This window comes from Corynebacterium guangdongense (assembly GCF_030408915.1).
Classification (GTDB): Bacteria; Actinomycetota; Actinomycetes; order Mycobacteriales; family Mycobacteriaceae; genus Corynebacterium; species Corynebacterium guangdongense.
In genome coordinates, this window is sequence record NZ_CP047654.1 from 1,835,302 (window position 1) to 1,855,702 (window position 20,401).

Here is a 20,401-nt window from a genome sequence, read left to right on the forward strand (position 1 = left end):
CCGAAAGGCTGGCCCACCGCCTGATTTCGTAGACATGGGCCGGGGCTTTCGGGACGGGGCCTTTCGGGTTGAGGGAGCTAGCTGTTCTTGCGCACCGTCGCGCGCACGCCCTTGACGACGTCGTGTGCGTCGGCAAGCTCGTCGGTGGTGACGGTGAAGGAGGTGGAGAGGGTCTCGGTGGCCATGTGCTCGGCGTGGCGGTTGGCCCACTCCTCCTTCTCGGCCGGGACGGACAGCACGGTGGTGATGCGGTCGGAGACCTCGAAGTCCTCCTTCTTGCGTGCGTCCTGCAGCCCGCGGATGACGTCGGCGGCCCAGCCCTCGGCCTCAAGTTCCTCGGTGACCTCGGTGTCGAGCACGACGAGCCCGCCCAGGCCGTCGATGGCGGCGGTGGACTCCGGGTTCTCGGCGACGAGGCGCTCGGAGAACTCCTCCTCGGTCAGGGTGATGCCGCCGGCGACGACCTGGTCGCCGGTGCGGGTGTAGTCGCCGGACTTCACGGCCTTGATGACGGTCTGGACGTCACGGCCCAGGCGCGGGCCCGCGACCTTGGCGTTGACGACGACCTCGAAGGTGCCGACGGAGTCGACGTCGTCGGTCAGGGTGACGTTCTTGACGTTGACCTCGTCGCGGATGACGTCGGCGAACGGGGCGAGCCTGCTCGACTCCTCCAGCGCGACGGTCAGCCCCGGCAGCGGCAGACGGTTGCGCAGCTTGTTGGACTTGCGCACCGAGGACGCGGCCGAGCACACGCCGCGGACGGCGTCCATGGTGGCGACCAGATCGGCGTCGGCGGGCAAGTCGGCCGCGACCGGGTAGTCGCTCAGGTGGACGGAACGTCCCCCGGTCAGACCGCGCCAGATGACCTCCGAGACGAAGGGCAGCAGCGGGGCGACGGTGCGGGTGAGCACCTCGAGCACGGTGTGGAGGGTGTTGAAGGCCTCCGGGTGCGCCTCCTGGCCCGCCCAGAAGCGGTCGCGGGAACGACGCACGTACCAGTTGGTCAGGACGTCGGCGAAGAGGCGGACCTCCTCGGTGGCGCTGGCGATGTCGCTGGCGTCGAGCGCCTGACCGACGTTGGCCACCAGGTCATGCAGCTTGGCCAGGATGTAGCGGTCGAGCACGTCGGTGGAGTCGACGGACCAGGTCGCCTCCTCGGAGGCGTAGAGCTGCAGGAAGGTGTAGGCGTTCCAGATCGGCAGGATGGCCTGGCGGACGCCGTCGCGGATGCCCTGCTCGGTGACGATGAGGTTGCCGCCGTGCAGGATCGGCGAGGCCATGAGGAACCAGCGCATCGCGTCGGAGCCGTCCCGGTCGAAGACCTCGTTGACGTCCGGGTAGTTGCCCTTGGACTTGGACATCTTCAGGCCGTCGTCGCCGAGGACGATGCCGTGGGCGACGACGCGCTTAAAGGCCGGGCGGTCGAACAGCGCCACCGACAGGACGTGCAGCAGGTAGAACCAGCCACGGGTCTGGCCGATGTACTCGACGATGAAGTCCGAGGGGTGGTTCTCCTCGAAGAACTCCTTGTTCTCGAAGGGATAGTGGAACTGCGCGAAGGGCATGGAGCCGGAGTCGAACCAGACGTCGAGGACGTCCGGCACACGGCGCATGATGGACTGCCCGGTCGGGTCATCCGGGTTCGGGCGGGTCAGGTCGTCGATGTACGGGCGGTGCAGCGAATCCGGACGCACGCCGAAGTCGGCTTCGAGCTCATCGAGGGAGCCGTAGACGTCGGTGCGCGGGTACTCCGGGTTGTCGGACTCCCAGACCGGGATAGGCGATCCCCAGTAGCGGGAGCGGGAGATGTTCCAGTCGCGGGCGTTCTCCAGCCATTTGCCGAACTGGCCGTCCCGGACGTGCTCCGGAAGCCACTCGATCTCCTCGCGGTTGAGCTCGACCATGCGGTCCCGGATGGCCACGACGTCGACGAACCAGGACGGCAGCGCCATGTAGATCAGCGGAGTGCCCGAACGCCAGGAGTGCGGGTAGGAGTGGTCGATGGTCTGGTGCCGCAGCACCCGGCCGGCGGCCTTGAGGTCGCGGATGATGTCGGTGTTGGCGTCGAAGACCAGCTGGCCCTGGTACGGCGGGACGAGCTCGGTGAATTTGCCGTCCATGTCCACCGGGATGACCAGCGGAATCTCGTAACGGCTGGTGGTGGCCATATCGTCTTCACCGAAGGCCGGGGCCTGGTGGACGATGCCGGTGCCGTCCTCGGTGGTGACATAGTCGGCCAGCAGGAACTGGAAGGAGTTCTCGTTGTCGGCGAAGAAGTCGAAGACCGGGGTGTAGGTCAGCCCCTCGAGGTCACTGCCCGGGAGGGTGAGCAGAATCTCGCGCTCCTCACCCAGCTCCTTGGCGTAGGAGCCGACCAGCGGCTCGGCAAGCATGACGGTGGTGCCGGCGAACTCGGCCACGGAGGAGTCCGCGCCGATCCTGACGACGACGTAGTTGACTTCCGGGTGGACGGCCAGCGCCAGGTTGGACGGCAGCGTCCACGGGGTGGTCGTCCACGCCAGGGCCGCGGTCTCGGCGAGGACGGGGTTCGCCTCGAGCGTCGCCGCGCCGGCGGTGCCCGGGCGGGCGCCGGTGATCGGCAGGGTGACGGTCAGCGTCGGGTCCTGGCGCATCTTGTAGGAATCGTCGAGGCGGGTCTCCTGGTTGGACAGCGGAGTGTGCTCGGCCCAGGAGTACGGCAGGACGCGGAAGCCCTTGTAGATCAGGCCCTTGTCATAGAGCTGCTTGAAGGCCCAGATGACGGACTCCATGTAGGACAGGTCCATCGTCTTGTAGCCGTTGTCGAAGTCGACCCAGCGGGCCTGACGGGTGACGTACTCCTTCCACTCCTCCGTGTAGCGGAGCACGGAGGTGGCGCAATACTCGTTGAACTTGGCCAGGCCCATGTCCTCGATCTGGCCCTTGTCGGTGATGCCGAGCTGCTTCTCCGCCTCCAGCTCGGCCGGCAGTCCGTGGGTGTCCCAGCCGAAGACGCGGGGCACGTGGTAGCCGCGCATGGTGCGGAAACGGGGGACGATGTCCTTGACGTAGCCGGTCAGCAGGTGGCCGTAGTGCGGCAGACCGTTGGCGAAGGGCGGCCCGTCATAGAAGACGTACTCCTCGCAGCCCTCCCGGTTCTCGAGCGAGGCCTGGAAGGTTCCGTCCTTGTCCCAGTAGGCGAGGACGTTCTCCTCCATCTCCGGGAAGCGGTTGGATCCGCCCGTCATGTCGATCTTCGGGTAGGCGCTGCCGACCTTGTTTTGGTTCGCGTCCGTCATCATGTCCTTCACTTACACAGGTAGCTGGGGCTTGCGGGGACGCTTGCGCGCGGTACCACCCCGCTTGGGCATGTTGATGCATGCCCCACTTCGTTTCTGTGGTGAAGGTATGTCACGGTCCCACCCGTCCGGTTCTACTGGGCCCGCGGCCGTTCTTCCGGAAGCTCCCCGGTGATGGCCGGATCAGCGCTTATCGGCAACCACTATACCCCCACCCCGGGTGCTCCCGTCCACCCGGGGCAGGCGCTCGCCGACACCGGGCGCCGCCCTCCCCCACCGACGACAGACTCCCCGGACCCGGGTAAACGGGTGCGGGGAGTCGGTGGGGCGGCGGGAAGACTAGTTGGTGCCCTCCGGGCCCGGCGCGGCGTTCGGTGCCGCGCTGCCGCGGGAGTCCAGGTCCTCGATCTGGGACTGCAGGACGCTGCGCAGACGGGTGCGGTATTCCTTCTCGAAGGTGCGCAGCTCGGCGATGCGGGTCTCGAGGGCGGTCTGCTGCTTCTTCACCGTGGTCATGATCTCGGTGTGCTTGCGCTCGGCGTCGGCCTGCAGGGCCGCGGCCTTTTCCTCGGCCTGCTTGATCTGCGCCTCGGCGCGGGCGTTGGCCTCGTTGACCGTCTGCTCGGCCTGCTGCTTGGCGTTGTTGACCAGCTTCTCCGCCTCGGCGCGGGCCTCGGCCGTGGTCTTGTCGGCCTCCTGACGTGCGCTGTTGAGCTGTGCCTTGGAGCGGTTGTCGGCGTCGGTCAGCTGCTTCTCGGCGGAGGTGCGGGCCTCGTCCAGCATGGACTTGGACTCGGCCTGGGCCTCGGAGGTCAGTCGGTCGGCCATCTCCTGGGCCAGGCCCAGAACCTTGGCTGCCTGCATGTGGGTGTCCGGGTTGGCCAGGCCGGCGGCACCGGCGCTGGCGCCCGCGCCAACTGCGGCGGCCGCCGGAGCTGCGGCGGACTTCTGGGAGGCGTCGCGCTTGGCGGCCTCGGCGTCCCGGCGTGCCTGCTCGGCCTCGGTCTTGGCCTTCTGCGCCTCGTTCTTCGCGGCCTTGGCCTCGGACTCGGCCTTGTCGGCGGCCTTGCGGGCGTCGCCCAGCTTCGCCTCGTACTCGTTGCGGAGCTCGGCCTCGATGGAGGAGCGCAGCTTCTTCTCGTCGACGTCGGAGCCACCGGTGGTGGCGGCCTCGGCGGCTGCAGGTGCGGCACCGGAACCGGAGCGAAGCTTCTCGTTCTCGTCGATCAGCTGGGCCAGGGTGTCCTCAACGAGGTCCAGGAACTGGTCGACCTCGTCCTCGTTGTAGCCCCGCTTGCCGATCGGCGGCTTACTAAAAGCGACATTGTGCACGTCAGCAGGAGTCAGCGGCATTGGCATTCCCTTCGGTTTGATGACCCACCGTGACCGGCAGGCGCGAGAGGCGGTAACGGGCCCCTCACATTGCGTTTCTCTTAATGGTAAAGGATTGTCCCGGCCAGTGTAGCCGTCACACTCTCATTATTGCAGGCGCAATATTTGCCAATCTTAACGTTAGACGGGCTTTTCGCTGGGTTCTGGCTCGCGGCACGCCACGATTGCTCTGGGGAGTCCCGCTTTCGCCACCCTCGCCCGGGGTCATCTCAAGGAAATACGGGCATGATCAGACTCCGGCACCTCCCCGGTCTCGGGGGCAACCTCCGCCGGGTCGAGGTTGAGCGAGCGCAGGGTCATGGCGTTGACGGCGACGATGATCGTCGACAGGGACATGAGGATGGCGCCCACCGCCGGCGGCAGCACGAACCCGATCGGTGCGAGCACACCGGCAGCCAGCGGGACGGCCACGATGTTGTAGCCGGCCGCCCACACCAGGTTCTGGACCATCTTGCGGTAGCTGCGCTCCGAGAGCAGGATCATCGAGACCACCCCGCGCGGATCGTTGCCGGCCAGGATGACGTCGGCGGACTCCATCGCCACGTCCGTGCCGGCCCCGATGGCGATGCCCACGTCGGCGCGCGCCAGCGCCGGGGCGTCGTTGACTCCGTCACCGACCATCGCCACCGTCAGGCCACGCCCCTGCAGTTCGATGACCGCCTTATCCTTGTCCTCCGGCAGCACCTCGGCGAATACCTCGTCGATGCCGAGCTGCGCCGCGACCGCGTCGGCCACCTGCCGGGCGTCGCCGGTGATCATGGCGACCCGGACGCCGCGCTCGTGCAGCGCCGTCACCGCGTCACGCGACTCCGAACGAATCTCGTCCTCGACGGCGACAGCTCCGATCACCCGCCCGTCCCGGACGACGTAGATGACGCCGGCGCCGCGCTCAATCCAGGCCCGCGTGGCGTCGTCAAGCCCGGGCTCAAGGGTGGGGCCCAGCTCCGCGAGCATGGTCGGCCCGCCCACGGTGACCTCGGCGCCGTCGACCGTGGCGCGCACCCCCCTGCCGGCGGCGGCCCGGAAGTTGTCGGCGTGCGGGACGCCGGGTCCGGCCGCGGCGACGATGGCGCGGGCGACCGGGTGCTCGCTGTCCATCTCGGCGGCGGCCGCCAGGCGGAGCATCTCCTGCTTGTCGACGCCCGCGGCGGCCGCCGCGTCGGTGACCGCGTGGGTGCCCTGGGTCAGCGTTCCGGTCTTGTCGAAGAGGACGACGTCAACCTCGCGCATCTTCTCCAGGGCCAACCGGTTGCGGATGAGCAGGCCGTTCGCGGCGGCCAGCTCCGTGGAGTTGGAGATGACCAGGGGAATCGCCAGGCCCAGTGCGTGGGGGCAGGCGATGATCAGGACGGTGACGGTGCGGGTGATCGCGTCGTCGGGCGAGCCGACGCTGAGCCAGACGACGGCGGTGAGCACGGCGACGGCGAGCGCGAACCAGAACAGCCAGCCAGCGGCGCGGTCGGCCAGCGCCTGCGCCCGGGAGGAGGAGGACTGCGCCTCGGCGACCATCTTGTGGATGCCCGCGAGCGCCGTGTCCTCTCCCGTCTTCTCCACGCGCACACGCACCGAGCTGTCGGTGGCGACGGTGCCCGCGACGACCGCTCCGTCCACGGCGCGCTCCACCGGGCGGGACTCACCGGTGATCATCGACTCGTCGAACAGCGCCTCGCCCTCGACGATGACGCCGTCGGCGGGCACGCGGGAGCCGGACCGCACCAGGACGACGTCCCCCGGCGCCAACTCGGCGATCGGAACCGTGCGGATCTCGCCGTCCACCACTTTCTCCGCCTCTTCCGGCAGCAGCTCCGCCAGCGCGTCCAGCGCCGAGGACGCCGCCCCCAGTGCACGCATCTCCAGCCAGTGGCCGAGGAGCATGATCACCACCAGCAGGGCCAGCTCCCACCAGAAATCGAGCATGAGCCCACCGACGTTGAGGGAGGTCGCCATCGACGCAACGTAGGCGACGGTGATGGCCATCGCGATGAGCAGCATCATGCCCGGCTGCCGCCTGGTCACCTCCCCCACCGCACCGGACAGGAAGGGCCAGCCCGCCCAGAAATAGATGATCGAGCCGAGGACCGGTGCGATCCAGGCGGAGCCGGGGAACTCGACGAGGCGGTAGCCCAGCAACTCCGCGAACATCGGACTGAAGTAGACGACCGGAACCGCCAGGATCAACGACACCCAGAAACGGTCGCGGAACATCGCGACGTGACCGCCGTGGCTGCCGTGGGAGTCATGGGAGTCGTGACCGCCGTGGGCGGAATGAGCGGCATGATCTTTCCCGCCGGGCCGGGCAGGCCGGGTCTGACTGTCGGACGGGGCCGTGTGGGTGGGACCATGATGATGCGGGTGCTCGTGGGTGCTCATTATTCATCCTCTCCTTAACCCCGACCCTATACCCCATAGGGGTATACAGCAAGGAAAAAGAAGGCGGTCTTCCCGCCCGGGAAGACCGCCTCCTTCGCGCCCGCGACTCAGACGAAGACCAGCAGAACGACCTGTCCGAGGATGAAGAGGATGAAGAAGAGAACGAGCACGCTCATGTCGATGCCCACACCGCCGGCACGCAGCGGCGGAATGACTCGACGCAGCGCCTTGACCGGCGGGTCCGTGACCTGGAAGACGGGCTCCGCAACCATGGCGAACCACCGCGGCGGCTGGAACTGACGCGAGAACGAATGGATCATTTCAATGATCAGACGCGCGATCAGCAGCAGCGTGTAAACACGCACAATGATGTAGAGGATGATGCCAATGAGACTCACGGTGGGCCATCCTAATCGACTCGGGGCGAAAGCGGGAACGCCCCCGCCGGAGACGGGGACGAGAGTGCGCCTTCCCCGGTGTCCAGCGACCCGCGGAGGGGTGGCGGATCGCTGTCGTGCAGCCCCGAGAAGGTGCCGAGGCTAGCGCAGGTGCGCGGCGACCTGGAGTTCGGAGAGGGTGATGTCGGCGCCCTGCGGGACGACGGCGAAGACCAGACGGTCGCCGTCGATACCCTTGGACAGGTTGAACATCTGGCCGTGGGCCGCGAAGCACAGGCCGGCGGAGAAGTCGATGAAGCGCTTCGCGTCGCCCTTGGACACGTGCGTCAGCTCGAAGATCACGGCGTCACCGTCACGGAAGGGCTCACCGATCTCACGGGCGTCCTCGTAGGACTGCGGGGCGGCGGTGACCACGGCCGGGCTGTAGGAACGCGGACGGGCCGGCTCGCGAGTCACCGGGGCGGGCGGGGCGGCCGCGTAGCGGTCCTCGTCCGGGTACCGCGGCTTGTAGGCCGCCGCCCCGTCGTCGGAGTAGCGACGGTCGTCGTAATAGGCCTCGTCGGTGGTCTCGTCAGCCGGAGTCAGACCGAAGAATTCCTGGGCTCCCTTAAAAAAGGACATGGTGTTCTCCCCCTCGTGGGTCGTGTGATTCGTTTGGCGAAATTATAGGGCTGACCTGGCAATTATACTCCAGGTGCATCGTAGTTCAACCTACTGGCCGAGCACCGAGGATTGCCGTTCCGACACGCACCAAATCGGAGCCTGCGGCAATTGCCTCCTCCAGATCGCCGGACATGCCGGCGGACAGCCGCATGGGGCGGCCGACGCGCTCCCCCAGCCGGTCCGCCCGGGATCGGACCCGGGAGAACACCTCGCCGGCGTCGGCGCCCAGCGGCGGCACGACCATGAGGCCGGCCAGCTCCAGGTGCTCCAGCCCCATGACGTGCTCCGCCAGGGCGTCGAGGTCCGCCTCCGTGACGCCCCCGCGGGCGGTGTCGCCGTCGGCGGAAACCTGGAGATAGACGGGCAGGGGGGTCTTCTCCGCCGGACGGTCCCCCCGCTCGAGGGCGAGGGCGACGCCGCGTTCGAGGGCGTCGGCGAGCCTGATCGAGTCCAGCGACTGCACCGCGCCGGCCCAGCGGGCGACGGAATTCGCCTTCTTCGTCTGGACCTGGCCGATCATGTGGATGGTGGCGGCGGGGAACTCGGCCTGCTTGCCGCGCGCCTCCTGCTCGCGGTTCTCCCCGACCTCGCCGTAGCCGAGCTCGGCCAGCAGGCGCAGGTCCTCGACGGGGTGGAACTTGGTCACCGGCATCAGCTGGACGCTGCCCTGCCGGCGTCCCGCGGCGCGCTCGGCTGCATGGATCCGCTCCTGAACCTTCGCCAGGTTCTCGCGGAGCTGGTCGATACGCTCCACTGTCACTTCACTACTTTCGGGTTGAGCCAGATGAGACTTGCCTGCCGGCCGGTCACGCCGTCCCGGCGATACGAGAAGAAGTCCTCGTCGGTGACCGTCGAGCGCGGGTCGGACTCGATGGCGGTGACGCCCAGTTCCATGAGCTGACGGACGAGGCCGGCGCGCACGTCGACGCCGGAGGTGCCCTTCGTCGTCGTGGTGCGCGAGCCCGGGAGATGCTTCTCGACGTCCGCGGCCATCTCGTCCGGGACCTCGTAGTCCCGGCCGGCGGCCGCCGCGCCCATCACCGCCTGGATATTCGACGGGGTGGCGCCCAGCTCGACCATCTTTTCCACCGCGTGACGCGCGATGCCGTTGCGGGCGCCCATGCGGCCGGCGTGGATGGCCGCGACCACCCCGGCAGCGTAGTCGGCCAGCAGCAACGGCACGCAGTCCGCGGTGAGTACCGCCAACGCGAGTCCGGGCGTGGTCGTGACCAGTGCGTCGGTCGCCTCGACGGGATCCGGGCTGGGGCCGTCGACGACGGTGACGGTGTTGGTGTGCAGCTGCTCCATCCACACCACGTCCGCCGGGTCGAGGCCGATCGATTCCGCGAGCCGACGACGGTTAGCGGCCACCGCCTCGGGGTCGTCGCCGACGTGGTCGCCGAGATTGAAGGAGTCGTAGGGAGACGACGACACCCCGCCGGCACGGGTGGTGAACACCATGCGGACGGGGCGGCTGTCTGGTTGCGCAGTCGTGGACATGCGTTAAAGATTAACGCATGAAGGACGGGACATCGAGGTCGTCGTCGCCGCCGAAATCATCGTTGCGGCGGTCACGGCGCGGAGCGTCGTTGTAGCCCGAGTCGCCGTTGGTGAACAGTCCGCCGCGCGAGTCGCGGGCCGGACGCTCGCGCTCGACCGGACGGGCGGCGGGGCGCTCCCCCTCGTAGCGGCGGCGCGGGGCGCGCTCCTCCTCGCGGGCGTTGTCGAACAGCGTGCCGCGGCTGGTGGCGTTGGTCTCCGGCGCCGGGGTCGGGGAACCCGCGGCGCTCGCCCGCTCGGCGGCGTGGTCGGCCTGGTTGCCCGGCACGTCGCTGGAGCCGTCCACCTTGTTAGCCTCGGCGTCGAAGCCGGTGGCGATGATGGTCACGCGGACCTCGTCACCCAGGTTGTCGTCGATGATCGCACCCCAGATGATGTTGGCGTCGTCGTCGGCCTTCTCCTCGACCATGAGGTTGGCGGCGTTGACCTCGTGCAGGCCCAGGTCGGATCCGCCGGCGATGGACAGGACGACGCCCTTGGCGCCCTCCATGGTCGACTCCAGCAGCGGAGAGTTGATGGCCTGGACGGTGGCGTCCATGACGCGGTTGTCGCCCCGTGCCGAGCCGACGCCCATGAGCGCGGAACCGGCGTCGGTCATGACCGCGCGGACGTCCGCGAAGTCAGTGTTGATGATGCCGGGGATGGTGATGATGTTGGTGATGCCCTGGACGCCGTTGTGCAGGACCTCATCGGCGGCACGGAAAGCCTCCATCATGGACAGGTCCTGGTCCCCGAGCTGCAGCAGACGGTCGTTCGGGATGACGATGACCGTGTCGCAGACCTCCTTGAGGCGCTCGATGCCCTCCATGGCCTGCCGGGTGCGGCGCTTGCCCTCGAAGGAGAAGGGACGGGTGACCACGCCGATGGTCAGCGCACCCATCTTCTTGGCGATCCCGGCGACCACCGGCGCGGCGCCCGTGCCGGTGCCGCCGCCCTCACCTGCCGTGACGAACACCATGTCGGAACCCTGCAGGATCTCCTCGATCTCCTGCTTGTGGTCGTCGGCGGAGGTGCGGCCGACCTCCGGGTTGGCGCCGGCGCCGAGGCCACGGGTGGCCTCACGGCCGATGTCGAGCTTGACGTCGGCGTCGGAGAACATCAGGGCCTGGGAGTCGGTGTTGATCGCAACGAACTCGACGCCCTTGAGTCCCTCCTCGATCATGCGGTTGACGGCGTTAACGCCGCCGCCACCGACTCCGACAACCTTGATGACGGCGAGGTAGTTGTTCGGGGAGGTCATGGGGATATGTCTCGCCTTTCCTTCTGGAGAGCATTGGGGAAGTAAATAAAGCTTAAGGACCGGGGTCAACGACAGGGGCCGGTGACGGTATGTGGTCCATCTTGTCTAACACAGGCAACGATAGCCGGGAGATTCCTCGGCGTGTCTGTACCCTCAACCTTTACTTTAGGGTTGCAACCTGCGGTTTTACCCTCGCCTACCTTACCGTGACCAGTGCTGGGTTGGAGATGTTCCACTCCCCTCCCTCACGCTGGACGACGGTTTCGAGGGCCAGGGCCTTGTTCTCGTTGTCCACGGACTCGCCCCAGAACACCCGACGCCCGTCGCTGAGCAGCAGGGTGTAGGTGTACTGGTCGTCCGCCGCCACCGATTCGACCCGGGTGCGCAGCTCATCGCTGAGGCTGGCGGCGACGTCCACCGCCCCCGCCAGCACCGCTTCGTCGTCGGTGGCGGACCCGGTGACGTGGACGGCCCCCGGGGGAGGCTCGGCCTGGATGAAGGGGGTGCCGGTGGCGTCGATGAGGGTGACCCCTTCCGGTGACTCGATCCAGGCGACGGCGGTGCGCTCGACGACGTCGACGACCAGCGTCGACGGCAGCGCACGGTGGACCGTCGCCCGCTCGATCCAGGGATCCGAGACGACCCCGGACGCGGCGGCCACCGTGTCGACCCGCAGGAGGTTCTCCCCTTCAGGCACCTGGGTGGCGGCACGAATGTCCTCGGTGGCGACCTGGCCGTTGCCGGTCACCTCGATCTGCTTCACCGCGAACACCGGCACGGTGTAGACCACGACCGCGCCGATCACGGCGAGAACGAGGGCGAGAACGATCCCGAGAATCACGCCCCTCCGGCTGCGCCGGGGCGTCTCGGCCGCGCCGCGGGATTCCGGGGGCGCCCCGGCGCTGGCCCGGGTCACCGAGCCGCCGGTGTCATGGGCGTTGGCTGGAGTCGACATGGGGCCGTTCTACTGCTCCGGCCCGGCCAGGACGCTGAGGATCTCCTCAGCCAGCAGGGTGACGGTGCCGGCGCCCATGGTCAGTACCAGGTCACCGCCGCGCACCAGGCTGCGGACGGTCTCCGGCGCAGCGGAGAAGTCGGGCTCGAAGGCGACCTCGGTCGACTCCGGGTCGATCTTGTCGGCGATGATCCGGGAGTCGACGCCCTCCACCGGCTGCTCGCGGGCGCCGTAGATGTCGAGGACCACCACGGCGTCGGCAAGCGACAGCGCCTGCGCGAACTCCCCGGCGAACTCGATGGTGCGCGAATACAGGTGCGGCTGGAAACATGCGACGACGCGGGCGCCGGCCCCCTCGGCCTCGACCGTCTGGCGAGCCGCGGTGAGGACTGCGGTGACCTCGGTCGGGTGATGTGCGTAGTCGTCGTAGACGCGGGTGCCCCGGTAGTCACCTGTCTCGACGGTGCCGCGGTACTCGAAACGGCGACGGACGCCGGAGAACTCGGCGAGGCCCCGGGCCAGGTCCGCGGGCCCGCCGTTGGTGAGGACACCGGTCAGGAGTGCGGCGGCGGAGTTGAGCACCATGTGCTCACCCGGGATCACCAGGTTGTACTCCCCCGACGGTGGGGTGTTGACCGGCTTGCCATTGGCGTCGATGTGGAGGCGGACGGAGACGTGGGAGCCGCTCTCATGCGGGGTGTGGCCGACGACCTCGATGCCGACCGGAATCTTCGGGTGCGCGGCCAGCGCCTCGGTGGTGCCGTAGCCCAGCACGCTGACGCCGGCGACGAGCGCGCGCTCGCCGAGGGCCGCGGCGTGGGCGTCGTTGACGCAGACCACGAGGAAACCGGTCGGGGTGACGCGGCGGGCGAAGTCGTCGAAGACCTGGAAATAGGCTTCCCGGGTCTTGAAGTAGTCGAGGTGGTCCGGCTCGATGTTGGTCACCACCGCGACGTCGGGGCTGTAGCGCAGCAGGGAGGCGTCCGACTCGTCGGCCTCGGCCACGAAGGCGTGGCCGGTGCCGTGGTGGGCGTTGGTGCCGGCCTTGTTGAGCTGGCCGCCGATGGCGAAGGAGGGATCCAGGCCCGCGGTCTGCATCGCGGCGACGGTCATCGACGTCGTCGACGTCTTGCCGTGGGTGCCGGCGATCAGAACCTGCTGGTATCCCTCGAGCAGCTCGGCGAGCAGGTCGGAACGGCGAATCACCGGAACATTGTTCTCGGCCGCGGCGACCAGTTCCGGGTTGTCCTCCGGGATCGCGGCGAAGGAGGTGACCACCACGGTGGGCAGCTGTCCCGTCAGCCTGAGGTTTTCGGCGGCGTGGCCGACGGCCACCTTCGCGCCGGCGGCCTCCAACACTCGGACCGGTCGGGAGTCCTTGACATCGGAGCCGGAGACGACGCTGCCCCGGTCCAGCAGAATCTTGGCGACGCCGGACATGCCCGCCCCGCCGATGCCGATGAGGTGAACGCGGGACAGGTCGACGCTGCCGACCGGGGGGACGTCAGTGATCCCGGCGTTGTCGTTGGTGCTCATGTGCGCTCTACTCCTTGGTGGTCGTGGTGTGGGGGGTCGTCGTGTTGTCGGTCATCGTGTCGTTCTCGATGTCGGCGACGATGCGGGCCGCCAGGTCCTCGGCGACGGTGCCGGCGGAGGTGCCCGCGAATGCTTTCCGCATCTGCGCTGCCGCTCCCCCGTCCCCGAGAATATCGCGGACGGTCTCGACGATGAGGTCTGCGGTGAGTTCCTCGTCGCGGATCCGGCGGGCGGCGCTGGCCGCCACGACCTCGTCGGCGTTGCGCGCCTGCTCGCCGTTGCCGTGGGGCAGCGGCACGTACAGCGCGGGCAGCCGGGCGGCGGTGACCTCGGCGACGGTCATCGCCCCGGCGCGGCAGATGGCCATGTCGGCGACCGCCAGGGCGGCGGCCATGTCCTCTATGTAGGGGACGCCGACGTAGTGCTCCAGCTCAGCGGGAGCCTCGTTCTTCTTGCCGTAGGCGTGGAGGATCTGGAACCCCTCGGCGACGAGGCGTTCGCGGGCGGCGACGATCGCGTCGTTGATGCTCTGGGCGCCCTGGGAGCCGCCGGTGACCAGGATGGTCGGACGGTCTGGCGCCAGGTTCCAGATGTTGCGGGCGCGGGTGGCGTGCTGCCCGTCCGGGTCCTCGCCCAGGCCCGGGCGCACCGGGATGCCCACGACCTCGCCCGGCATGCCGGAACCGGCCACGGCGTTGAAACCGACGCCGCCGAGCCTGACGCCCAGCTTGTTGGACACTCCGGCCAGCGCGTTGGACTCGACGACGTAGAACGGCAGACCGAGGGTCCTCGCCGCGAGGTAGGCCGGCGCGGAGACGTAGCCGCCGGTGCCGACGACCGCGTCGGCCGCGGTCTGCTTGAGGACCCTGCGGGCCTGTCCGACCGACTTCACCAACCGGAAGGGCAGTTTGAGCAGATCGAGGCTGATCCTGCGGGGCACCGGCACCGGGGTGATCAGGTGCAGCTGGAACCCCCGGGCCGGGACCAGCGACGTCTCCAGACCGCGGGTCGTGCCGAAGGCTTCGACGCGGGCGCCGTGGTTGCTCACCAGTGCTTCACCGATGGCGAGGGCCGGTTCAACATGGCCAGCGGTTCCCCCACCGGCCAGGATGACTGTGGGGTGTGTGGACCTGCTCATGTCAGCGTCAGCGCCTCCTTGATTTGACGGAGCGTTCCCCTCGTCCCCTGCGGGACGGGGCGGCGCCGCGTCGCGGATATTCGTCGGCTTCGACGCTACCAGCGCGTCCGGACACGCCCTGCGCCCGCTTGCCGACGCGGGCGTCACCGCGGGCTTCCCCGCCGCCGGAGCCGACGTCGCGCCCGGCGGTGACCGGCCGTCCGTAGCGGCCTGCGGCGGCGGCCTCCCTGCCACCCCGGCCCTTGCCCCGCTCGCCGGAGCCGACCGTCTCCGCCTGCTCCACTGTGTCCCGGTCCCGCTCCCGGTCCCGGTCCGTGCGTCGGCCGGAACGGCTCAGGCGCCGGGTCTCGTCCCCCTCCATCCCCGGCTCCTGGATGAGCAGGAGGCGGTCGGTGATCGGCCGGCCGTAGTTCTGCATGAAGCTGACCGCCTCGGGCTCGTGGCGGGCGACGGAGGCGAGCAGGCCCATCGAGGTCAGCGTGATCACCGTCGACGTGCCGCCGGCGGAAATCATCGGCAGCTGGATGCCGGTGACGGGCAGCAGGCCGACGACGTAACCGATGTTGATGAACGCCTGGGACACGACGCCGGCGGTCAGGGTCGCCGCCAACAGCGACTGGAATCGGTTCTGCGCCCGCGTGGCGGTGCGCAGCCCGATCGCGCCGAGCGCGGCGAACCCGAGGATGACCAGGCCGCCGCCCCAGAGCCCGAGCTCCTCGCCGATGATCGCGAAGATGAAGTCGTTCTTCGCCTCCGGAAGGTAGAACCACTTGGCGCGGGACTGGCCCAGGCCGACGCCGAGGACGGAGCCGTCGGCGAGCGAAAGGAAACCCTGGTGCGACTGGTAAGCGGCGCCCCGGGTGTCCTCGAAGTTGCCGAGCAGGGTGTCGAAGTAGGTGTGGAAGCGTTGGGAGCGGTAGCCGCCGGCGGCGATGACCGCGACGACGCCGACCACGCCCGCCACCGCGAGGCCGAGGAAGGCCTTCATGTTCACGCCCGCGAAGAACAGGGTGAAGATCATGACCGCGCCGAAGGACAGCGCCATCCCCAGATCCCCCTGCAGCGCGATGAGCAGGAACCAGGCGCCGGCGACGACGCCGAATACCGTCGCCTGCCGGACGCGGTTGGGATCGCGCTCGTCGCGGGGACGCGAGAGGTACCAGGCGCCGAAGATGGCGATGGTGACCTTGGCGATCTCGGAAGGCTGGAGCTGAATCGGGCCCAGGGGCAGCCAGGACTGGGAGCCGACCTCGGCCTTGCCCGTTCCCAACGGGGTGAGCACGAGGATGAGGAGCGCCGTGGTGCCCCACATCAGGACCGGGGCGAGCCGGCGGACCCAGCCGAGCGGGAACTTCAGGGCGGCCCAGAAACCGACCAGGCCGAGGCCGACCATCATCGCGTGGCGGGTGGCCTCCGCCCACACGCTCGAGCTCTCCCGGATGGACCATGTCATCGACGAGGAGAAGACCATGATCACGCCGAGGCCGGTGAGCAGGAGCACCAGCAGGCAGATCATGAAGTAGTCGAACAGGGGGTTGGTCGCCATCTGGCGGTTGAGGTCGGCGATTCTGCTCCGCAGGCCCGGGCGCGCGGACTGCCCGGCGGGGGCCTTCTCGCGCGCGGGTTTCCGGTTGTGCGGGCGTTTACTCGTGGTGGTCACGGCTTTCCTCCTGGAATGGAGTCGGGGTGCCCGTCGCGGGATCGCTGCGTTTCAGGCGATCCTCCCGGCGTGCTGCGGCAGTGAACAGGTCGCCGCGCTGGCCCATTCCGGTGTACATGTCCAGGGACGCCGCGGCCGGCGCCAGCAGGACGACCTTCGCCGGCGGCTCCAGCCGCGCCGCCCAGCAGACGAGTTCGTCCATCGCCCCGGCAGGGTCGGTGGAGTCGGTCATGAATACCTCGGCTTCGGGTGCGCCGCGGGTGACTGCTTCAGCAATCCTCGCACGGTCAACCCCGAGAAGGCCGACGGCGCGCAGGCGCTCGGCGTTCTCGGCCACGACCTCGTCCACGGAGGCGCCCTTGAGCTGGCCGCCGGCGAGCCAGACGACCTCGCCCGGCCCGTAGCCCGCGAGCGCGGCGTGGGCGGCGTGCGGGTTGGTCGCCTTGGAGTTGTCCACCCATACGGTGCCGCGCGGCCCGGTGTGGACGGTCTCGCCGCGGTGGCCGGCGACCGAGAACGCGTCGAGCGCCCGGGCGATCGTGGCCGGCGCCACACCCTGGGTGCGGGCGATGGCGGTGGCCGCGAGGGCGTCGGCGAGCCCGGCGGGGCCGGCGGGCTGAATTCCCCGGGTGGCGCGGATGTCGATCATGTCGCCGTCGAGGTTGTCGATGATCTGCTCGCCGATGACGCCGACCTGTCCGACGGCGGGTTCGCCGAGGGTGAAACCGTAGGCGTCGGGGCGGACCTGCCTCATGTGCCGGCGCACGATCGGATCGTCCACGCCGGCCACCGCCACCACCCCGGTCAAGACCTTGGCCTTGTCCGATGCGTAGTTGTCGAGGGAGCCGTGCCAGTCGAGGTGGTCTTCGGCGATGTTGAGCAGCACCCCGGCGTCCGGGGTCAGCTCGGTGGACCAGTGCAGCTGGAAGCTGGAGAGTTCGGCGACGAGGACGTCGACGCGCGGCCGGGTAGCGGTCAGCGCGTCGGCGACGGCCAGGCCGATGTTTCCGCAGGCGCGGGCGTGCTGGCCCAGCACACTCGCGTGGGCCTCCATGATGTCGGCGAGCATGCCGGTGGTGGTCGTCTTGCCGTTGGTGCCGGTGACCACCAGCCAGGTCCGGGGCGGGCCGAACAGTCCTGCCCGGTCCAGCCGGTAGGCCAGCTCAACGTCACCGATCACCTCGATCTCGTGCTGCTCGGCGAGGCGGAGGACCGGGGTGTCCGGGCGCCAGCCCGGGGACGTGACGACCACGCTGACGCGGTGCTCGAGATTCTCGAGCAGTTCCATCGCCTCGGCGGTGGTGCAGGACTCGGCGCCGGTGGCCTCCGCCACCCGGGCGCCGGCCTCGACGTTGTCGTCGACGACCAGGACCTCGACGCCGAGGCCGGTGAGCAGTCGAGCGGTGCCCAGCCCGGAGACGCCGGCGCCGGTGACCATGGCGATGCCGGTTCCGACGACGTCGATCACGCTCGGCCGGGACATGCCGGATCCTGTGACAGCCATCAGACCGCGACCCCCGTGGAGCCGAGCCATTCGGCGTAGAAGATCGCCACCCCGAGCAGTGCAGACAGACCGGCGATGATCCAGAAGCGGACGACGACCGTGGTCTCCGGCCAGCCGCCCTTCTCGAAGTGGTGGTGGAACGGGGCCATACGGAAGACGCGCTTGCCGGTGGCCTTGAAGAAGGCGACCTGAATGGCGACGGAGGCGACCTCGATGACGAAAAGCGCGCCGATGATGACCATCAGCAGTTCGGTGCGCGAGGCGACGGACAGGCCGGCGACCAGGCCGCCGAGGGCGAGGGAACCGGTGTCGCCCATGAAGATCTTGGCCGGGGCGGCGTTCCACCACAGGAAACCGACGCAGGCGCCGAGGCCGGCGGCGGCCAGCACAGCCAGGTCGAGCGGGTCGCGGACCTGGTAGCAGCCGGCGATGACGTCGGTCTCGCAGGAATTGCGGAACTGCCAGAAAGTCACCAGGGTGTATGCGCCCATGACCATCGCGGTGGTGCCGGCCGCCAGACCGTCGAGCCCGTCGGTGAGGTTGACCGCGTTGGACCAGGCTGCGGTGAGGATGAAGATGAACACCAGGAAGACCAGGACGCCGAGGATGCCGCCGCCCAGGCCAATGTCGATGATCTCGATGTCGCGGATGAAGGACAGGTTGGTCGAGCCCGGCGTCAGCCCCTTCTCATCGGGGAACTGCAGGATGAGCAGGCCGAAGATGACCGCGATGACCAGCTGGAGAATCAGTTTCGCCCCGGAGGTCAGGCCGAGGCTGCGGCCCTTGAACAGCTTGATGAAGTCGTCGGCGAAACCGACGCCGCCGAGCGCCAGGGTCAGCCCGAGGACGAGCAGGCCGGAGGCGGTCGGCCCCCCGCTGCCGGTGATGAGCCGGAAGATGATCACGATGAGGTAGGCGACGGTGATGCCGGCGAGGATGGCGATGCCGCCCATCGTCGGGGTGCCGCGCTTGCGCAGATGCGACTGCGGTCCGTCCTCGCGGATCTCCTGGCCCAGTCCCTCCGCCGAGAACCAGCGGATCAGGAGCGGGGTCAGGAAGACGGCGACCAGGAAAGCAACGCCTCCCGCGATGATGATCTCAGTCACTGGTATCTACTTCTCTCTAATTCTTATCCCGCCGGGACTGGGGCGCCGACGAGAGAGCTGCTGTTCGTTGTTGTCTGTACGGGTGGGTGGAGGGTCAGCGGGAGCCGCGGCCGAGAAGCTTCTCGGCGACCTCCCACAGCCGCGCCGAGTTGGACGCCTTGACCAGGACGACGTCGCCGCCCCCGGCCGTTCCCCCGACGTAGGTCTCCTGGTCGGTGTTGGGGCTGGCGAGAATGGCTTCGACGGCCGCGGTCGCCTCGTCGTTGTTCTCGGCGACCGTTGTAGTTATACCCCGGCGGGCCGCCTCCTCGGTCATGGCCCGGCAGTTCGGCGAGGCGCCGACGGTGACAAGATAACCCACGTTGAAGCGTGCCAGCTCCTCACCGAGTGTGACGTGTTCCGCGCGTCCGTCCTCGCCGAGCTCGCCCATCTCGCCGAGCACGGCGATGGAGCGCACGCCCGGCCGGGAGGAGGCGGTGTAGGCCAGCGCCGCGACGCCGGCGCGCATCGACTCGGGGTTGGCGTTGTAGGAGTCGTTGATGACGGTGACGCCGTCGGGACGGGTGTTGACGTCCATGCGGTGGGCGCTGGCGGCGTAGTGGTTGTTGAGCGCTTCGGCGACCTGGGCCGCGCTCATGCCGGACTCGACGCCCACGGCGGCGGCGGCCAGCGCGTTGGAGACCTGGTGGGCGCCGAAGACCTGCAGTCGCACCTTGACCGGGTCCTGGCCCCGGGCGTGGAGGGTGAAGGAGGCCCGGGCGACGTCGTCGAGCATGATGCCGGTCGCCTGGTAGTCGGCGGTCGGCGCCGGCGGCTGGGCCGAGGAGATCGTCACGACGCGGGCCGTGGTGCGCGGAGCCATGCCCAGGACGAAAGGATCATCGGCGTTGAGGATTGCGACGCCCCCCTCGGCGGCGCTCGGCAGTGCCTCGATGAGCTCGCCCTTGGCCTGGGCGATGTTCTCCCGGGAGCCGAACTCACCCAGGTGGGCGGTGCCGACGTTGAGTACCACGCCGATGCGCGGGCGGGCGATCTGGGCCAGGTGGCGGATGTGCCCGATGCCGCGGGCGCTCATCTCGGCGATGAGGAAGTCGGTGTCTTCATCGCAGCGCAGCACGGTGTACGGGTGCCCGATTTCATTGTTGAAGGAACCCGGGGGCGCGACGGTGGAACCGGCCTTGCCGACCACCGCCGCCGCCAGGTCCTTGGTGGAGGTCTTGCCGGCCGAGCCGGTGATCCCGACGATCGTCAGTCCGTGTTCCTCGGTCAGCTGCTTGGCGACGGCCGCCGCAAGGTCACTCATCGCCGTCACCACGGCCTCCGACGCCGCCTGTGGGGTGTTGTCGGCGGGCGTGACGACGATGGCCGGTACACCCACCGGGTGCGCGGCCAGCACCGCCGCCGCGCCCCGGTCGATGGCGCCGGCTGCGAAGTCGTGCCCGTCGACGCGTTCGCCGGGCAGGGCGACGAAAAGCCCGCCGGCGGTGACCTTGCGGGAATCGAACTCGACGAAGCCGGTGACCTTGGCGGCCGGGTCGGCGCCGTCGGTGAGCTCACCGCCGACGATGTCGGCGATCTGGGCCAGTGTGTAGTCGATCATG

15 protein-coding genes are annotated in these 20,401 nt (G+C 69.0%); all 15 read right to left on the reverse strand.

Annotated elements, in window-relative coordinates; all coding sequences use genetic code 11:
- Window positions 1–77: 77 nt before the first annotated feature.
- Entirely contained in the window at window positions 78–3,278 is a 3,201-nt protein-coding gene (gene ileS, locus CGUA_RS08685; RefSeq protein ID WP_290194764.1) for an isoleucine--tRNA ligase, read from the reverse strand.
- 339 nt (window positions 3,279–3,617) lie between these two features.
- Entirely contained in the window at window positions 3,618–4,631 is a 1,014-nt protein-coding gene (locus CGUA_RS08690; protein ID WP_290194766.1) for a DivIVA domain-containing protein, read from the reverse strand.
- Between the two features lie 243 nt (window positions 4,632–4,874).
- The gene (locus CGUA_RS08695) at window positions 4,875–7,040 is read right to left on the reverse strand and encodes a copper-translocating P-type ATPase (protein WP_290194768.1); all 2,166 of its coding nucleotides are present in this window, start codon (window positions 7,038–7,040) and stop codon (window positions 4,875–4,877) included.
- 107 nt (window positions 7,041–7,147) lie between these two features.
- Window positions 7,148–7,438, reverse strand: coding sequence for a YggT family protein (locus tag CGUA_RS08700; RefSeq protein ID WP_290194771.1), 291 nt, complete (start codon window positions 7,436–7,438; stop codon window positions 7,148–7,150).
- A 141-nt stretch (window positions 7,439–7,579) separates the two neighbouring features.
- Window positions 7,580–8,059 (reverse strand): cell division protein SepF, encoded by a 480-nt coding sequence (locus tag CGUA_RS08705; protein WP_290194773.1) that lies wholly within the window; start codon window positions 8,057–8,059, stop codon window positions 7,580–7,582.
- Window positions 8,060–8,144: 85 nt separating this feature from the next.
- Entirely contained in the window at window positions 8,145–8,855 is a 711-nt protein-coding gene (locus tag CGUA_RS08710) for a YggS family pyridoxal phosphate-dependent enzyme (RefSeq protein ID WP_290194775.1), read from the reverse strand.
- 2 nt (window positions 8,856–8,857) lie between these two features.
- Complete coding sequence (pgeF, locus tag CGUA_RS08715; protein ID WP_290194776.1) at window positions 8,858–9,601, reverse strand: peptidoglycan editing factor PgeF; 744 nt, start codon at window positions 9,599–9,601, stop codon at window positions 8,858–8,860.
- 10 nt (window positions 9,602–9,611) lie between these two features.
- The gene (ftsZ, locus tag CGUA_RS08720; RefSeq protein ID WP_290194778.1) at window positions 9,612–10,901 is read right to left on the reverse strand and encodes a cell division protein FtsZ; all 1,290 of its coding nucleotides are present in this window, start codon (window positions 10,899–10,901) and stop codon (window positions 9,612–9,614) included.
- A gap of 196 nt (window positions 10,902–11,097) precedes the next feature.
- Window positions 11,098–11,856: a cell division protein FtsQ/DivIB gene (locus tag CGUA_RS08725; RefSeq protein WP_290194780.1), complete on the reverse strand. Its 759-nt coding sequence runs from the start codon at window positions 11,854–11,856 to the stop codon at window positions 11,098–11,100.
- A 9-nt stretch (window positions 11,857–11,865) separates the two neighbouring features.
- Complete coding sequence (gene murC / locus CGUA_RS08730) at window positions 11,866–13,392, reverse strand: UDP-N-acetylmuramate--L-alanine ligase (protein WP_290194781.1); 1,527 nt, start codon at window positions 13,390–13,392, stop codon at window positions 11,866–11,868.
- A gap of 7 nt (window positions 13,393–13,399) precedes the next feature.
- Entirely contained in the window at window positions 13,400–14,530 is a 1,131-nt protein-coding gene (locus tag CGUA_RS08735; RefSeq protein ID WP_290194785.1) for a UDP-N-acetylglucosamine--N-acetylmuramyl-(pentapeptide) pyrophosphoryl-undecaprenol N-acetylglucosamine transferase, read from the reverse strand.
- A gap of 7 nt (window positions 14,531–14,537) precedes the next feature.
- Window positions 14,538–16,190, reverse strand: coding sequence for a peptidoglycan glycosyltransferase FtsW (locus tag CGUA_RS08740; RefSeq protein ID WP_374725039.1), 1,653 nt, complete (start codon window positions 16,188–16,190; stop codon window positions 14,538–14,540).
- A complete protein-coding gene (murD, locus tag CGUA_RS08745; RefSeq protein WP_290194787.1) occupies window positions 16,174–17,673 on the reverse strand; it encodes a UDP-N-acetylmuramoyl-L-alanine--D-glutamate ligase in 1,500 nt (499 codons plus the stop codon). The genes CGUA_RS08740 and murD overlap by 17 nt, the downstream gene beginning before the upstream one ends.
- 20 nt (window positions 17,674–17,693) lie before the next feature.
- On the reverse strand, window positions 17,694–18,800 hold the full coding sequence (gene mraY, locus CGUA_RS08750) for a phospho-N-acetylmuramoyl-pentapeptide-transferase (RefSeq protein WP_290194789.1): 1,107 nt from the start codon (window positions 18,798–18,800) through the stop codon (window positions 17,694–17,696).
- 94 nt (window positions 18,801–18,894) lie between these two features.
- Window positions 18,895–20,400 carry a UDP-N-acetylmuramoyl-tripeptide--D-alanyl-D-alanine ligase gene (locus tag CGUA_RS08755; protein ID WP_290194791.1) on the reverse strand — a complete coding sequence of 502 codons (1,506 nt, stop codon included), beginning with the start codon at window positions 20,398–20,400 and terminating at the stop codon, window positions 18,895–18,897.
- Window position 20,401: the final 1 nt, after the last annotated feature.

Coding starts and splice junctions, on each gene's coding strand:
- ileS (WP_290194764.1), bottom strand. CDS start 3,278: ATGACGGACGCGAACCAAAACAAGGTCGGCAGCGCCTACCCGAAGATC.
- CGUA_RS08690 (WP_290194766.1), bottom strand. CDS start 4,631: ATGCCGCTGACTCCTGCTGACGTGCACAATGTCGCTTTTAGTAAGCCG.
- CGUA_RS08695 (WP_290194768.1), bottom strand. CDS start 7,040: ATGAGCACCCACGAGCACCCGCATCATCATGGTCCCACCCACACGGCC.
- CGUA_RS08705 (WP_290194773.1), bottom strand. CDS start 8,059: ATGTCCTTTTTTAAGGGAGCCCAGGAATTCTTCGGTCTGACTCCGGCT.
- pgeF (WP_290194776.1), bottom strand. CDS start 9,601: ATGTCCACGACTGCGCAACCAGACAGCCGCCCCGTCCGCATGGTGTTC.
- ftsZ (WP_290194778.1), bottom strand. CDS start 10,901: ATGACCTCCCCGAACAACTACCTCGCCGTCATCAAGGTTGTCGGAGTC.
- CGUA_RS08725 (WP_290194780.1), bottom strand. CDS start 11,856: ATGTCGACTCCAGCCAACGCCCATGACACCGGCGGCTCGGTGACCCGG.
- murC (WP_290194781.1), bottom strand. CDS start 13,392: ATGAGCACCAACGACAACGCCGGGATCACTGACGTCCCCCCGGTCGGC.
- CGUA_RS08735 (WP_290194785.1), bottom strand. CDS start 14,530: ATGAGCAGGTCCACACACCCCACAGTCATCCTGGCCGGTGGGGGAACC.
- murD (WP_290194787.1), bottom strand. CDS start 17,673: ATGTCCCGGCCGAGCGTGATCGACGTCGTCGGAACCGGCATCGCCATG.
- CGUA_RS08755 (WP_290194791.1), bottom strand. CDS start 20,400: ATGATCGACTACACACTGGCCCAGATCGCCGACATCGTCGGCGGTGAG.